The organism is Streptomyces sp. NPDC058000 (assembly GCF_042886435.1).
GTDB lineage: Bacteria > Actinomycetota > Actinomycetes > Streptomycetales > Streptomycetaceae > Streptomyces.
Window position 1 is genome coordinate 47,984 of record NZ_JBHVQS010000009.1, and the last position, 14,294, is coordinate 62,277.

Consider the following 14,294-nt stretch of genomic DNA (forward strand, 5'->3'; position numbering starts at 1 on the left):
CGGCCGCGCCGCTCACTTCGTCCGCTCCACCGGGCCGGCCCGGAACGCCAGCTCGTCGTCCGTGACGTCCACCTGCACCCGGTCCCCGGACGACAGCGCCCCGTCGAGCAACATCCGCGACAGCCGGTTGTCGATCTCGCGCTGGATGGTCCGGCGCAGCGGTCGGGCCCCGTACTCGGGCTGGTGCCCGCGGCGGGTGAGCCAGTCCACGGCGGCCGGGGAGAAGTCGACGGAGATGTCCTGGGCGTGCAACCGGCGACGGGTGCCCTCCAGGAGCAGGCCGGTGATCCGGTGCAGCTGCTCGTCGGTCAGCTGGCGGAAGACGATGATCTCGTCGAGCCGGTTGAGGAATTCGGGCCGGAAGTGCCCGCGCAGGGCACCCAGCGCCCGTTCCCGGGCACCGTCGTCCACGCCCGCCTCCGCCGGCCCGAAGCCGAGCACCCCGCGGCCGCCGCTCAGCGCCTCCGAGCCGAGGTTGCTGGTCATCACGATCACGGTGTTCTTGAAGTCCACCGTGCGGCCCTGAGAGTCCGTCAGATGCCCGTCGTCGAGCACCTGAAGCAACATGTTGAAGACGTCCGGATGCGCCTTCTCCACCTCGTCCAGCAACAGCAGGGAGTACGGGTGGTGGCGGACCGCCTCGGTGAGCTGGCCCGCGTCCTCATGACCGACGTATCCGGGCGGCGCACCGATCAACCGGCTGACCGTGTGCCGCTCCTGATACTCACTCATGTCGAGCCGCACCATCCGGTCCTCGCTGCCGAACAGCGCCTCGGCCAGCGCCCGCGCGAGCTCGGTCTTGCCCACCCCGGTCGGGCCGAGGAAGAGGAAGCTGCCGATCGGCCGGTCCGGATCGGCCAGGCCGGCCCGCGACCGCAGCACCGCCTCCGACACCGCCGTCACCGCGTCCTGTTGCCCGATCACCCGCGTTTGCAGCCGTCCCTCCAACCCCAACAGCCGGTCCTTCTCCTCCTCCGTCAGACTGCTCACCGGCACCCCGGTCTGCCGCGACACGATCTCCGCGACGTCCTCGGCGGTGACCTCCACGATCCGCCCGTCGCCGCCCACCGGCCGCTCGCCCTGCGAATCCTGAACGGTCCTGATCTGCTCGGTGAGCGCGGTGATCCGGTCCCGCAGCTCGGTCGCCCGCTCGTACTGCTCCGAGGCGACCGCCTGGTCCTTGTCCCGGACCAACTGCTCCACCTCGCGCTCCAGATCGCGCACGCTGGGCGTCTTGGTCGCCGACCGCAACCGGACCCGGGCACCCGCCTGGTCGAGCAGGTCGATCGCCTTGTCCGGCAGGAACCGGTCGGTGATGTACCGGTCCGACAGCTCCACCGCCGCCAGCACCGCCTCGTTCGCATACCGCACCTGATGGTGCGCCTCGTAACGGTCCTGGAGCCCGCGCAGGATCTGCACCGTGTCGGGCACGGTCGGTTCGGGCACCAGGATCGGCTGGAAGCGCCGGGCCAGCGCGGCGTCCTTCTCGATGTACCGCCGGTACTCCTCCAGCGTGCTGGCCCCGATGACGTGCAACTCCCCGCGCGCCAGCGCCGGCTTGAGCATGTTGCTGGCCTCCAGCGCACCACCGTCCCCGGTGCCGCCACCGGCCCCCACCACGGTGTGCAACTCGTCGATGAAGACGATCAGCGAGTCGGAGTGCGCCCGGACCTCCTCGATGATGTTGTTCATCCGCTCCTCGAAGTCACCGCGGTAACGGGTCCCGGCCACCACCGCGCTCAGGTCCAGCGACACGATCCGCCGCCCGGCCAACGTCTCGGGAACGTCCCCGTCGGCCAGCCGCTGCGCCAGCCCCTCCACGATCGCGGTCTTCCCCACGCCCGCGTCGCCGACCAGCACCGGATTGTTCTTCCCCCGCCGCGACAACACCTCGATGGTCTGCTCGATCTGCTCCTCCCGCCCGATGACCGGATCGATCCGACCCGCCCGGGCCAGGTCCGTCAGATCCCGGCTGTACTTGTCCAACGTGGGCGTCTCGTGATGCGGTACGGCACCGTGCTCGGCGCTCGACCCCGACGGCTGGTGCGCGCCCACCCCACTGTGCCCGCCCGCCGCCGCCTGCGGATCGAAGTGCGCGAGGTGCAGAATCCGCCCCGCCGCCGAATCCGGATTCGAGGCCAGCGCTTCGAGCACGTGCTCCGGCCCGATGTACGAAGCCCCCGTGCCCCGCGCCAGCTCGTGCGCCCCCAGCAGCGCCCGCTTGACCGCCGGGGTCACCGCGACGCTCTTCTGCAACGGCCCCGAACCGGCATTGCGGTCGATCTCGGCCGCCAGCGCATCAGGATCGGCCCCCGACTGCCGCATCAGGCTCCGGGTCGGCTCGGAGCTGAGCGCCGCCCGCAACAGGTGCTCGGTGCCCAGCTCGGGACTGCCGTGTTCGGCGGCGTACGCGGCGGCGGAGGTCACCAGGTCCCGGGCCGGCCCGCTCATCAGCCGCGCGATATCGGCCTGCCGCGGCATCGAGGTGCCCCCCTCCTCGCCGGGCGACTGCGTCGAACGCCCGAAGAACCGCGCGAGAAAGTCACCGAACGAGTCCGGGCCATCACCCTCCGGACCCGTGAATCCGTTGCTCATGTGCGTCCGTTCCGCTGTCACGACGGTGCCGCGACACGCTGCCTCGTCAGGTACGCAGTGCTCATTCCCTGTGCCGTCGCCCGGTGCGTCGTCGCCGCGACGTGCGACTCCTCTGCTTCAGGATCAATGCCACCGGGACCGTTCGCACCTCCGGCACGTCCCCGCCCACCCTCGACGGCCGACCACGCAGCCCGCCCCGCACAAGCCACCCCACTACGCCACCCCCGCACGAGCCCCCGCGCCCGCCCCTCGAATGACTTCCCCCGAATGGCGATCCCGGCCCCCGCCGACTTGGCTTGCTCCCAGCGCCACCGTCACCCGAGCGCTGCACGGCCGTGCACCAGCGCCCACCACAGCGGCCCACCGACGGGTAACCGTCATCGGCACGGCACCGGAGGGAAGCGGCTGGCGGAGGAGCAGAACCTCCCGGCCGGAGGCGGGCCACGCCTGCTCCAGGACTTCCTGCCGGAATTCCACCGGTCGGCCCCCGACCGCCCTGCCCGCCCTGCCCGCCGTCACGACCGCTACGGCCTGTGCCTGTGCCTGTGCCTGTGCCTGGGGCTGGGCCTGGGCCTGCGGCTGGTCCGGTGCTTGCGCCTGGGCCTGTGCGTGCGGCTGGGCCTGGGCTTGCGGGAGGGGCTCCCGCTACGTCGTCGTCCACCTCCCACAGCGCCAGCCGCCCCCCCATGACCGGCGGTGAGTGGCTGCCGGCCGACCCCGCACCGGCCGGCTGGACCTACCGCACGCTCGGCCTCCGCGTCGAAGAGCCGCTGCACCGACGCGTCGAGGCCCGGAGGGCCGTCGGCACCCGCCTGGGCCTGGAAGGCTGCGCCGCCAACACCATCCGCGCCCCCGCTCGCCCGGCCATTCGCCTCTTCGGGTTGCTACGGGCGGAAGGGCATTCAAGGGCCCGCGCGGCCCGCTATCTTTGACAGCTTCACAATCCCGGAACGGGAGGAAGGTATGAGCACCGTGCCATGGACCATTGAGCGTATTCGTGAGGCGCTCGCCAGCCCGTCCCTCGCCCGGCGATTCGACGCGGAGCTGGATCGGGCGCCGGTCGACGAACTGCTGGAGGTCTTCGCGAAGTGGCAGCGGATCGCGGGCGGCCTACGGGCCCAGGCGACCACTGAGATCTGAGGGGCCGGGTGTCCGCGGAGGCCGAGCGCATCCGCGGACACGAGGGGCACGCCGACCACCCCGACGCCTGTCGGGGACGCACGACGGGCCCAACCACGGCGACGTACGCCCCCGACCTCACCCACTGGTCTCCGGGACCAACTGGCTTCCAAGACCAACGCAACACCGCCGGAATGGTCACCGCACCGCCCGGGCCCGCACCGACGCAGCGGCCTGCACCCCGCCCAGCACCCTCGTCCCCCTATCTCCGCATCCCCCTATCGCCGCATCTCCGCATCTCCCTGTTTCGCTGTCTGTCAGCAGCCCGGAGTAGCGGAACCGCGGTCGCCACCACGAACAGGCCGAAGAGGGTGAGGGGGAGCACCCCCACCGGGCGCAACAACCAGGTCGGATCCGCGAGCAACTGCGGCCAGTTGACGATCCAGTTGGCGAGGACGTCCAGGGTCATCACGGCGGCCGCCAGTCGGATCCCTTCCGGGCGCACCAGTCCCACCAGTACGGCGGTCAGCGGATCGAACACCGCCAAGCCGACGAAGAACACCTGCAACGGCAACGTGGCGAACGCCGCGTAGACGTGGATCCCACCGCGCGCAAGGTCCAGGAAATGTACGCAGGCCCCTTCGGAGAACCCGAGCACATACGCCGCGAGCACCCATCGTGCCCACCGCGGAAGCGCCCGCCACCGCTCACGCGGTCCCCCCGGCCACCCACTCCGTAGTCCACCCCTCATCGGACCAACCTATGGGACGTCCGTTCGGTCGTCAGGCGCGGCAGCGCAGCATCTCCAGCGGGGGGTTGGCGAGGAAGTCCGCCCAGAAGTCCGTACCGAGCTTGCGCACGCCGGCGTCGGACACCTCCAGGGGGACCCAAGTGACCTCGCCGAATCCGGCCGCCCGCAGACACTCTTCGTAGACCTCGCGGCGCGGGAGAGTGGTGACGAAACCGATCGGCGGGTCGAGCAGCGCCGTGATCCGCACTCGCGGTCCGGTCTCTGCCTCCTCGCCGGTCGGCTCGCTGAGGAAGCCGTACTTGTCCATGGACGGCCCGTCGAAGCGGTAGTCGGGTGTCTGGGCGAGCACGAAGAACTCGGCGCCGGGCGCCAGGCTCCCGTGCACGTTGCGGCACATCCGCTCCATGGAGGCGACGTCCTCCGCGTAGTTGAGCAGTTGCACCGCCGTGGCGATGTCGAAGTGCCGTCCGAGGGGCCGCAGTTCGGCCACGTCACCCACCTCGTAGCGCACACCCAGCGGACTGCGTTCCTCCAACTCCCGCGCCACAGCGACCATTTCGCCGGAGATATCGACTCCGAGCACCTCCGTGGCGCCGCGCCGCTTGAACTCCCTGCTGTAGAAGCCGGTGCCGGAGGCCAGGTCCAGGACCGACTTGCCGCGCACGTCCCCGACCATGGCCAGGAAGCCGGGCACCTCCGCGTAGTGCGCCAGCGGCAGGGACTTGAACCCCTCGAACGCCTCACCGATCTCGTCATACTGCTGCACGCTCACCGTGCTGTCCTCCCCTGTGCTTCGTCATCTCCTCGGCCTCGGCCCCCGCAACCGGGCACGCCGCAGCCTCTGGCGGGCAGTCTCTCCGCACCCCGGCGCACCGTCGTACTGTCAGAAGCCACAAAGATGCGGACGGCGTCCCGGGCTGGTGTACGAGCGGGCGTCCGGGCCGAACGGATGACGGCCAACCTCGGTGCGGCCATCGGCCGTCCCCTCATGCTCCGCCTGGCGGACGGGCTTAGGCCCGCGCCGAGCAGGCCGAAGCCGAAGTCGACTGACTGGCGTCTCCGCGCTGCCTGCTGCCTGCTGCCTGCTGCCTGCTGCCTGTTGGGGCGAATCAGGCGAACTCTCGGCCCGTTCACTCAAGGAGTGCGAACGATGCCCGCTCTTGCCACTTCGTGCCGTCATGCACCATGAGGTCAACTGACGTGGCCCGGGACGTGAAGGGGAGTTTGCTGAGCAGATCGGCCTCGATCTCGTCCAGAACTGCATCGTCCTGACCGTCGGCGACGGTCAGGTGGGGCACGATCTCGGTGAACTGGCCGCCATAGGGAGGAGCTTCGGGCCATCGGTCAGCGATCACCTCGGTGAGCCGCCGCAACTGCGTGTCTGGCCCAGGAGCGAGATACAGCACCCCCGGAAACCGCCCACAGCTCTCAAACCGCAGGTCAAAGGCATGATGCCGGCTGAGCATGTCAGCGAGAGTCGAGCGGACACGTGCATCTATCCGGTTCTCGTCGAGGAACGGGAAAAGCACCGTGACATGTGCGGGAACCCCTGCTCGGGCTGACGGATCGAACCGTTCACGCCATGCGCGGACGGCCGACTCCGCCTCCGGGATCCTGACGATGAGTCCCGTCCGGCCCGCCTGAAACCCATTCGTGCTGTCGTCTGCCATGACACGGCATGCTGCCATCGCGGGGGTCCGGCCTGTTACGTCCCGCTGGCCGGGAGGTCGTCGCCGATTTGATCGCGCAGCCACTCGTCGTCGTACACCTTGCTCAGGTAGTTGCGGCCGGAGTCCGGAATCACCACGACCACCAGGTCGTCCGGACCGAGCCCGGCGGCGACCCGGAGTGCCGCGGCCACCGCGGTCCCCGCCGACGCGCCCACCAACAGCCCCTCCTCGCAGGCCAGTCGGCGGGCGGTCAGCAGCGAGTCGCGGTCGTTGATCCGCTCGAACCGGTCCACCACGTCGGTGTGGAACGACTCCGGCCAGGAGTTGTCCACCGTCTCGGGATGACGGAACAGGCCGATGCTCTCCACCGCGTACGCAGTGCCGGGCCCGCCCGAGTAGACGGAAGCCTCCGGGTCGGCGCCGATCACCCGGACCCGGCCGCCGCTGACCTCCTTGAGGTAGCCGCCGGTGCCGCTGATCGTGCCGCCGGTGCCGACGCCCGCCACCAGATGCGTGATCCGGCCCTCGGTCTGCCGCCAGAGTTCCGGGCCGGTACTGCCGTGGTGCGCACGCGGGTTGGCGGGATTGTTGTACTGGTCGGCCAGCCATGCGCCGGTAGTGGTCCGGGCGATCCGCTCCGCCGTCGACCGGGGGTGGTCGGGGTGCTCACGGGGTACGTCGCCGGGGCAGACCACCACCTCGGCACCGTAGGCGCGCAGCACCGCCACCTTCTCGGCGCTGCTCTTCTCCGGCAGGGCGAACACACAGCGGTAGCCGCGCTGCGCCGCCACCATGGCCAGGCCCACCCCGGTGTTGCCCGAGGTGGTCTCCACGATGGTGCCGCCCGGCCGCAGCAGCCCGGCGTCCTCGGCGGCCCGCACCATGGACAGTGCGATGCGGTCCTTGACGCTGCCGCCCGGGTTGACGTACTCCAACTTCGCGTAGACCGGCACGGAAAGGCCCGCGGTGATCCGGTTGAGCCGTACCAGCGGGGTGTTGCCGACCACGTCGACAAGGGATTCGTAGACGTCCATCGCAGCAGTCTGCCGGAAAGGCCCAAGACCGCGAGCAGGCTCCCCGGAGCGCGCGGCAATCACCCCCGCGGGAGCGCGTTGCGATCGTCCCCGCACCTCAGATCCCGTCGGCGGTGAGCGCGTTGCGGTGCGTCGGTGCGCCGATGCATGGCATTAGTCGTCCGTTAGTAGGACGCCAACCCGACCCTCGAAGCTGATTGTTGTCCGGGAGTGAGACGAGCGAACAGAGCAACGGGAGACCCGATGAACACCACCACCAACCGCCTCCGCGGCCGCGCCGGCCGCCGCATCGCCGCCGCCCTCGTCACCGTCGCGGCACTGGGCCTGGGGGTCACCGCCTGCGGGCAGGGCTCAGGGGCAGCGGCCGCCGCCGGCTCCTCGCCCTCGACCCAGCCCACGAGCAGCTCTGCCTCGAACGACTCCGGTGCGCAGGGCCAGAACGGCGGCAAGTCCGCCACGGCGCCGTCCACTGCCCGGGGTGCGGGCACCGGCGGAGGTTCCGGGACCGGCGGCAGCACCGGCGGCAAGTCGGCCTCCGGCGGGGGCGGCGTCGCGCACGCGGGTAACCACCGCACGATCGTCGGCACGCTGAAGTACCTCGCGCCCGGCAAGCTGATCGTCAAGCCCCAGGGCGGCGGCATGGAGGAGGCGTTCTTCGTCGCCAACGCCACGCGGATTCTCGGCGCGGCCGCGATCTGCTCCGTCGACGACGGCAGCGTGACGATCGGCCACGATGGCTACGGCACCTCGAAGTGCACCGTGGACCAGCTGGAGAAGGCCGCGAAGACCAGCAGCGTGACCGTCCGCGTCACCATGGACCGTAAGTCCGGTGCCGCCGAGACCGTCGAGGAGAAGTACCACCCGTAAGCCCCCGCACCCCCCCGTACCCCAGCACCATGCACGCCCGGTGGGCCCTTCGCCCCACCGGGCGCGCGGGCTTGCGATCTCCCGGGCCGGGCAGGGCCGGGCCGCCGTGCCGGGTGGCGCGACGCCTCCGATGGTGGCGCTCTGCGAATGCGCCCGTATCCGAGCCGTTGGGCCGTGGTCGCAGGACGGTCCGCGCCTGTTTGACAGGACGGTCCGCGCCTATTTGAACGGCGAGTTCTTTCCGGCATGGCGGGCGCGTGCGTGCTCCAGGGCCGCGTCGAAGTCGCGCTGGGTGTCGTCACACCAGTGCAGCAGGTCGGCGAGGACGTGCTGCAGGGTCTCGCCGGGACTGCGGCGCCAGCCGTCGCCCGAGAGCGTGTACGTCTCCAGAGCCGCGTTGGCTCGTCTCACCGCGGCATCGTGCCCGTCCGCTGTCATCGTCATAGTCCCCTCCCGTGGAAGCTCGAAAAAACTATAGCGCGTTGTATATTTGCAATGCATTTCACTTTTAGGAGAGGTCGGCGCGAGCCACCGGGGCAGAGGCAGGATCGTATGGAGGCACCCTCGGACGGGCTGCGCACGGTGACGGCCGTCCGGTATGTGACCCCGCTGCGGGGCGGCGGCTCCGTCCCGGGCGTCGTCGAGGCCGACGACCTGGGGACGTACGTGGTCAAGTTCACCGGCTCGGCACAGGGGCGCAAGGCGCTCGTCGCCGAGGTCGTCGTGGGCGAGCTGGCACGTCATCTCGGGCTGCGCGTACCGGAGTTGGTACTGGTGAACTTCGATCCAGCGGTCGCCGCCGAGGAACCGCACGAGGAGGTGCAGGACCTGCTGCACGCCAGCACGGGACTCAACCTCGGCATGGACTACCTGCCGGGAGCCGCCGACTTCACGCCGGGTGTGCCGGACGTCGACCCGGTGGACCCGGTGGAGTCCGCCAGGATCCTCTGGCTGGACGCGTTCACGGCGAATGTGGACCGTACGGTGCACAGCTCGAATCTCATGACGTGGCCGACCTCAGGCCACCAGGAACCCCGTCTGTGGCTCATCGACCACGGCGCGTCGCTGGTGTTCCACCACCGGTGGGAGAGCGCGGCGGACGCGGTCGGCAAGGCGTACGACTTCCGGTCGCACGCGCTCGGCTCACCCGGACTCGACATGGCAGCGGCAGACGCCGAGTTGGCACACCAGGTGACCCCGGAGCTGTTGCGCCGGGTCGTCGCCGCCGTACCTGACGCATGGCTGGCCGACGAGCCGGGGTTCGGCACCCCGGACGACGTCCGCGACGCCTACGTGACCCACCTCGCCTCCCGCGCACGGGTGTCCGCCCGATGGCTCCCCAAGGGCATGCCGTGAGTGAAGGTCTGCGGGAACGGAAGAAGCGGCAGACGCGGCAGCGTATCTCCGAGGCGGCCCTCCGCCTGTTCGTGGCGCGGGGCTTCGACAACGTCACCATCGTCGAGGTCGCGGCGGCGGCGGACGTCTCGGTCAACACCCTCTACAACTACTTCGAGGCCAAGGAAGACCTCGTCCTGCCGCCGGACGAGGCGTCCCCGCAGCGGCTCGCCGACATCGTGCGCGCCCGGCAGCCCGGCGAGTCCGCGGCGCGGGCGGTGCTCGGCCGGCTGCGGGACGAACTGCGGCGCCGTGACCGGAAGGTGGGCCTGACCGCGGGCTTCGGCCCCGTATTCGAGATGATGCGGGCCGCCCCCACACTCACCGCCCGCCTGGAGGACCTCGGCCGGCAGATGACCGACGCCCTCGCCACGGTCCTGGCCGAGGAAGCCGGAGCCGCGCCCGACGACCAGACACCGCGCGTGGTCGCCAGCCAGATCGGCTGGTTCCACTCGCTGGTCTACAGCGAGATCGGCCGGCGCATCGTGGCGGGCGAGAAACCCGCCACGATCGCCGACGCCCTCCTGGAACTCCTCGACGTCGTCGAGGAGACGCTGGGCGAACGAGCACTCGGCTACGCCACCCGCGAAGGCTGACACCGCCGGTACGCCACTGACGACAGGCACAACGACCGTGGCATCGCGCTCACTCGCTAGTAGCGCCCCCGGCTGAGGCTGGAGGCGCTACTGGACGGGCGCGTCAGCGGTGTCCGGACAACGGTGTCCGGACAACAGTGTTCGGTCAGCGGCTTATGGCCAGTGGCTTGCGGCTTGCGGTCAGTGGCGGACGCCCGACGGCTTGGGCAGGGTGCAGCCCGCGGCGGTCAGGTCGAGCTTGTTGCCGGTGCCGAAGCACTTGGGGATGGTGTAGGTCTCCTGCGCGTAGCCGATGCCGTTGTGGACGGTGACGTTGCCGTTCTCGTCCACCTCGCACGGGTTGTTGAGGGTGCAGCGCTCGCCGTTCTCGTTGATGGTGTTGTTGATGGCAGTGATCTTGCCGGTGGCGTTGTCGATCACCGGCGACCCGGAGGTGCCGCCGATCACCTTGCACTCCGGGGTGTAGCGGACCGAGTCCTTCCAGGTCCAGTCGCCCTCCTTGAGGGTGGGCGCGAACCCGTCGACGCTGCAGGTGTAGGTCTTCTTCCAGTAGCCGGAGACCACGCTGATCCCGGCGCCCTTGGTGGGGTGGTCGGTGGACAGCTCCAGTGGCTTGATGCCGTACTTCTGCTCGATGTCCGCGTAGGTCGAGCCGGTCTGGTACAGCGTTACATCGGTGTCGGTCATCGTCGAGTAGACGACCTTGGTGGCCTGGATCGTGCCCAGGTCGCCGGCGGACTTGTCCAGGACGGTGAAGCCGCGAGTGGAAGGCTGGTCGACTATCACCTGGCCCGCGGACGGCATCCCGCTCTCCAGGCAGTGACCGTTGGTCATCACCAGCGCCGGGTCGTTCGGCTGCGAGGTGGGCATCTTGACGATCGATCCGGAGCAGTCGTCCAGCGCGACCGTGCCGGCGAAGTCGACGGCCTTGGTCTGCGGGGGCTTCGGCTTGTGGTGCGCCGGGGTGGCACCCGCCGGGGTGGCGGCGGTCACCAAGGCGGCGGCTCCCAGTACGGCGGTGGCCAGGGTGCCGACGAGAGGTCGATACATGTGGGGGGTCCTCTCAGCTCTGTGTCCGGAGTTGCGCGGCGTCAGTTCCCTTCCGCCGCTCCGGATTTGTCATGCGCATTGTGTGCCGGAGTGCGCCCCACGGCAATGAACTTCGGAGAACGATGAGAAAACGATGCGAAGGTCGCGACGGGCCGACCGCTTCCGTGCCGGACTTCGGCGGGCGCGAATTGAATACCCGTCAGGTTACCTTCCTTGCGCGGCATACGGGGCGATACGGATGGCTGTGCGCGCAGGGGGCGAGAGGGGGAGAGGGCAAGCGGGGTCGGACAGCTCGATGTCGCCCCGGTTTCGCGTGACGGGCGCTCCGCCCACCCGCGGATTCGACCGTCCCATGATGCGGGGCCGCCAGTCTGGATCGACTGTCAAGGCACGGCCCGGCAAGGAGCGCGCGCACGGCACACAGCGCCGGTGACATCGCGCTCCCCGAACCGGTGCGGGCGCCTCAGCGCCCCTGGGCCGCGGTCCGATACGGCGCCGTGGCCTGCTTCGCCGCGTAGATGAGCGCGGGCTTCAACTTCGGCCAGAAGTAGCTGTCCTGGCACGAGAACGCCGGGGTGAAACCGGAGCAGTTGCGGCCGTCGCTGTCACCGATTTCGATGGTGAGACTGGCCAGTCCCAGCTTGTCGTACGTCCAGTCGTCGGTGCCCCCGGACGCGTCGTAGAGGATTTCGCCGGCCTGCCCGGACTGGTAGCCGGTGAGTTTGCCGAGCTGCCCGGCGAGGGAGCGCAGCGCCGCGTCGTTGCCGGTGTGGATGGTGTGGTCGGCCTCCCAGGGCAGCAGGACCATGCTCGCATCGCTGTGCAGGCTGATCATCAGGCCCTTGGCGGTGGCCGGCGCCGGGTCGCTGTCGCCGGTGCCCGTGCGCACAGCCGGGTACAACTGGCGGAACAGGCCCTCCAGCGCGGTGTTCTCCGGTTCGGAGTCGGCGGCGGGGCCGAGGTAGATCTCGCTGCACGGCTCGGTGGAGGTGCCCGCGCCGCCCCAGTGGGTGCCCGCGTTGCGGTTGAGGTCCACGCCGGTCTGGCCGTCCACGCCGCAACCGCCGCCTTGGGAGTCATCGGCGTTCTTGCGCTGGAGGATGGGGTTGTCGCCGCCCTGGGCGACGATGTCGACGCCGTCCGGGTTGGTGATCGGGACGACCCACATCTCGGTGGAGTCCATCAGCGCGGTGATGTCCGGGTCCTTGCCGTAGCCGCTGGTCAGGGCGTCGATCCAGCGCCAGGAGACCTCTCCCGTGGTGAGCTCCCGTGCGTGGATCTGGCTCATCAGGAAGAAGCGCGGCTTGGTGGAGTTGGGGTCGAGCTGGCAGTCGCCCTGCTTCATCTTGGTGATGCAGACGGCCTTGAGATCGTGGCCGCCGCGTCCCTTCTGTTTGAGCCAGGACTGCCCGTAGGTGACTACCTTGGCCATGTCCGGGTGCTGGGCGGCGACTTGGTCGAGGTGGGCGTAGTGCGCGTCGACGGTGTGGTAGCCGCCGTCGTAGGTGTCGTCGACGCCGCCGGTCGAGCGGGCCGTGCGCGGCTGGTGGGCGAGCGGCTTCTGCGTCGTCTCGACGGCTATGGGGGCGAAGCCGAGCCGGCGTAGCCCGGCCGCCGTCGACAGGTCGCCCATGACGAACAGGTCGTCGCCCTGGCGCCGCTCGATCAGGTCGTAGCCGGAGGAGATCAGCTTCTGCGCGTCCCGCCCGTCGTGTGTGGGGACGCGGTAGACGACCACGGTGTGCCGGCCGGACGCGTCGGTTCTCTGCGGCGCCCGGGCGAGGGCGGACGGGGACATCGGGGACAGGGCCGTGAGCGCCAGGACCATCGCTGCCGCAGCCGTGGTCACGAGGGCTTTCCGGGGCATGACATGGCCTTCCGTGGGGGGTGGGGATTGGGCCAATCGGAGGCATGATGCCCTGCACATGCCCTGTCGAGAAGGGGGGTTCCCGGACAACATCCTCGGGGTCGAAGTCGGCGGATCTGGAAGGGAGTTCGGCGGGCGGCGGGCGGCGGGCGGCGGGCGGCGGGCGGCGGGCGATGCGAGGTGGGGGGATGGGGGGATGCGGGATGTGGGGATCCGCATGAACGAGGTCAACAAGACACCCGCATCCAGCCGCCGTGAGAGCCCCCTCGCGTCCAACTCGCCTCACCGTCAACAGTGTTCACACACCTGGAGGAATGAAGACATGTGGTCAAGACTGCCGTTTGGGGAGGAGCTGCGGGCCGAGCTCGGCGCACCTCGCCGGAGTCGCCGACTGGCCAGCAGTCCGCGGTCACGGGTATGGCGGGCCGAGCTGTCCGGCGGACCAGTAGTGGTCAAGCAGCTCATCGACGGGCCCGAGGCCGCCGAAAGGTACGCACGCGAGGTGGCCGCGCTGAAGCTCGCATCCCGGATCGACCCGCCCGTGGCACCGACTCTCCTCGGCACCGATCCGGGCGAACGGGTCCTGGTCCTTGAGCACCTGGACCACCAGCGGCCCCGCGAGGACTGGGTGGTCGACTACGCCTCGGCGCTGGCCCGACTCCACGCGGCCACCAGCGCCGACGATGCAGGCATGCTCCCCGTCTGGTCCGGCCCGAGCCAAGACGACATCGACTCCTTCCTCGGGCTCGCCAGGACGGTCGGCGTCGTGGTGCCGTCCGGAGTACGAACCGAGCTGGACGACCTCGTGAACCGCCTGCTCAGCGCACCGGGCCATGCCCTACTGCACGGAGACCCATGCCCCGGCAACGACATGCACACCCGCAGTGGTGTTCGCTTCATCGACTTCGAACAGGCCGCGCTGGGCAACGGGCTCATGGAGCTCGCCTACCTGCGCATCGGCTTCCCGACCTGCTGGTGCGTCACCGCGCTGGCCCAGCCCGTGCTGCACGCAGCAGAGACCGCCTACCGCGCGACGTGGCGCAACGCGACGGGCACGGAGGTCCAAGGCGACCTCACCGATGCTTGCGTCGGCTGGCTGCTACGAGGCGACGCGCTGGTCCAGCGGGCCCACCGCGGAACCGCCGACCACTTGGCCAAGATCCCGAACCGGGACTGGAAGTGGGGCACGGCAACGGCCCGGCAGCGACTCGTCCACCGTCTCGGAACCATCAGCCAGATGACCGACGGCAGTGGCCTCAAGGGCCTGGGGCAACTCGCCGCGGCCATCCGGCAGAGCATGCTCACCCGGTGGCCCACCCTTCAACCGCTGCCCCTACAACGGCGTTAGGG

At 70.0% G+C, this 14,294-nt stretch carries 13 protein-coding genes and 1 pseudogene; 6 read left to right on the forward strand and 8 right to left on the reverse strand.

Annotation, left to right across the window (positions count from 1 at the left end; all coding sequences use genetic code 11):
* Nucleotides 1-12: 12 nt before the first annotated feature.
* A complete protein-coding gene (locus ACFVT2_RS11995) occupies nt 13-2,595 on the reverse strand; it encodes an ATP-dependent Clp protease ATP-binding subunit (RefSeq protein WP_390015558.1) in 2,583 nt (860 codons plus the stop codon).
* Between the two features lie 686 nt (nt 2,596-3,281).
* On the opposite strand from ACFVT2_RS11995, the gene ACFVT2_RS12000 reads away from it, so the two are divergent.
* Entirely contained in the window at nt 3,282-3,527 is a 246-nt protein-coding gene (locus ACFVT2_RS12000) for a hypothetical protein (RefSeq protein WP_390015561.1), read from the forward strand.
* A 31-nt stretch (nt 3,528-3,558) separates the two neighbouring features.
* The gene (locus ACFVT2_RS12005; RefSeq protein WP_390015564.1) at nt 3,559-3,735 is read left to right on the forward strand and encodes a hypothetical protein; all 177 of its coding nucleotides are present in this window, start codon (nt 3,559-3,561) and stop codon (nt 3,733-3,735) included.
* A gap of 241 nt (nt 3,736-3,976) precedes the next feature.
* Here the strand turns inward: ACFVT2_RS12005 and ACFVT2_RS12010 are convergent, their stop codons facing one another.
* From ACFVT2_RS12010 to ACFVT2_RS12025, 4 genes and pseudogenes are all read right to left on the reverse strand, one after another.
* Nucleotides 3,977-4,387, reverse strand: a complete 411-nt coding sequence (locus ACFVT2_RS12010) for a hypothetical protein (RefSeq protein ID WP_390015567.1) — start codon at nt 4,385-4,387, stop codon at nt 3,977-3,979.
* 109 nt (nt 4,388-4,496) lie between these two features.
* Nucleotides 4,497-5,237, reverse strand: coding sequence for a class I SAM-dependent methyltransferase (locus tag ACFVT2_RS12015; RefSeq protein ID WP_390015570.1), 741 nt, complete (start codon nt 5,235-5,237; stop codon nt 4,497-4,499).
* 358 nt (nt 5,238-5,595) lie between these two features.
* On the reverse strand, nt 5,596-6,135 hold the full coding sequence (locus tag ACFVT2_RS12020) for a 2'-5' RNA ligase family protein (RefSeq protein ID WP_390015573.1): 540 nt from the start codon (nt 6,133-6,135) through the stop codon (nt 5,596-5,598).
* 71 nt (nt 6,136-6,206) lie between these two features.
* Nucleotides 6,207-7,169, reverse strand: a pseudogene (locus tag ACFVT2_RS12025) (PLP-dependent cysteine synthase family protein); the annotation flags it as partial.
* A gap of 243 nt (nt 7,170-7,412) precedes the next feature.
* On the opposite strand from ACFVT2_RS12025, the gene ACFVT2_RS12030 reads away from it, so the two are divergent.
* Entirely contained in the window at nt 7,413-8,036 is a 624-nt protein-coding gene (locus tag ACFVT2_RS12030) for a hypothetical protein (RefSeq protein WP_390015576.1), read from the forward strand.
* Between the two features lie 219 nt (nt 8,037-8,255).
* Here ACFVT2_RS12030 and ACFVT2_RS12035 read toward each other — a convergent pair whose 3' ends face one another.
* Entirely contained in the window at nt 8,256-8,480 is a 225-nt protein-coding gene (locus ACFVT2_RS12035; protein ID WP_390015579.1) for a hypothetical protein, read from the reverse strand.
* Nucleotides 8,481-8,588: 108 nt separating this feature from the next.
* On the opposite strand from ACFVT2_RS12035, the gene ACFVT2_RS12040 reads away from it, so the two are divergent.
* Together ACFVT2_RS12040 and ACFVT2_RS12045 are read left to right on the forward strand one after the other, a co-directional pair.
* A complete protein-coding gene (locus ACFVT2_RS12040) occupies nt 8,589-9,392 on the forward strand; it encodes a HipA family kinase (RefSeq protein WP_390015582.1) in 804 nt (267 codons plus the stop codon).
* On the forward strand, nt 9,389-10,027 hold the full coding sequence (locus ACFVT2_RS12045) for a TetR/AcrR family transcriptional regulator (protein WP_390015585.1): 639 nt from the start codon (nt 9,389-9,391) through the stop codon (nt 10,025-10,027). The genes ACFVT2_RS12040 and ACFVT2_RS12045 overlap by 4 nt, the downstream gene beginning before the upstream one ends.
* Nucleotides 10,028-10,207: 180 nt before the next feature.
* Here the strand turns inward: ACFVT2_RS12045 and ACFVT2_RS12050 are convergent, their stop codons facing one another.
* Together ACFVT2_RS12050 and ACFVT2_RS12055 are read right to left on the reverse strand one after the other, a co-directional pair.
* The gene (locus ACFVT2_RS12050; protein ID WP_390015588.1) at nt 10,208-11,077 is read right to left on the reverse strand and encodes a serine protease; all 870 of its coding nucleotides are present in this window, start codon (nt 11,075-11,077) and stop codon (nt 10,208-10,210) included.
* 463 nt (nt 11,078-11,540) lie between these two features.
* Nucleotides 11,541-12,926 carry a M14 family zinc carboxypeptidase gene (locus tag ACFVT2_RS12055; protein WP_390015591.1) on the reverse strand — a complete coding sequence of 462 codons (1,386 nt, stop codon included), beginning with the start codon at nt 12,924-12,926 and terminating at the stop codon, nt 11,541-11,543.
* Nucleotides 12,927-13,266: 340 nt separating this feature from the next.
* Between ACFVT2_RS12055 and ACFVT2_RS12060 the strand changes: the two genes are divergently transcribed.
* Nucleotides 13,267-14,292 carry a phosphotransferase gene (locus ACFVT2_RS12060; RefSeq protein ID WP_390015594.1) on the forward strand — a complete coding sequence of 342 codons (1,026 nt, stop codon included), beginning with the start codon at nt 13,267-13,269 and terminating at the stop codon, nt 14,290-14,292.
* Nucleotides 14,293-14,294: the final 2 nt, after the last annotated feature.

Bases quoted from the DNA above. Each gene is read 5' to 3' on its own strand.
- ACFVT2_RS12030 (WP_390015576.1), top strand. From the start codon at position 7,413: ATGAACACCACCACCAACCGCCTCCGCGGCCGCGCCGGCCGCCGCATC.
- ACFVT2_RS12000 (WP_390015561.1), top strand. From the start codon at position 3,282: ATGACCGGCGGTGAGTGGCTGCCGGCCGACCCCGCACCGGCCGGCTGG.
- ACFVT2_RS12035 (WP_390015579.1), bottom strand. From the start codon at position 8,480: ATGACGATGACAGCGGACGGGCACGATGCCGCGGTGAGACGAGCCAAC.
- ACFVT2_RS12050 (WP_390015588.1), bottom strand. From the start codon at position 11,077: ATGTATCGACCTCTCGTCGGCACCCTGGCCACCGCCGTACTGGGAGCC.
- ACFVT2_RS12005 (WP_390015564.1), top strand. From the start codon at position 3,559: ATGAGCACCGTGCCATGGACCATTGAGCGTATTCGTGAGGCGCTCGCC.
- ACFVT2_RS12020 (WP_390015573.1), bottom strand. From the start codon at position 6,135: ATGGCAGACGACAGCACGAATGGGTTTCAGGCGGGCCGGACGGGACTC.
- ACFVT2_RS11995 (WP_390015558.1), bottom strand. From the start codon at position 2,595: ATGAGCAACGGATTCACGGGTCCGGAGGGTGATGGCCCGGACTCGTTC.
- ACFVT2_RS12040 (WP_390015582.1), top strand. From the start codon at position 8,589: ATGGAGGCACCCTCGGACGGGCTGCGCACGGTGACGGCCGTCCGGTAT.
- ACFVT2_RS12060 (WP_390015594.1), top strand. From the start codon at position 13,267: ATGTGGTCAAGACTGCCGTTTGGGGAGGAGCTGCGGGCCGAGCTCGGC.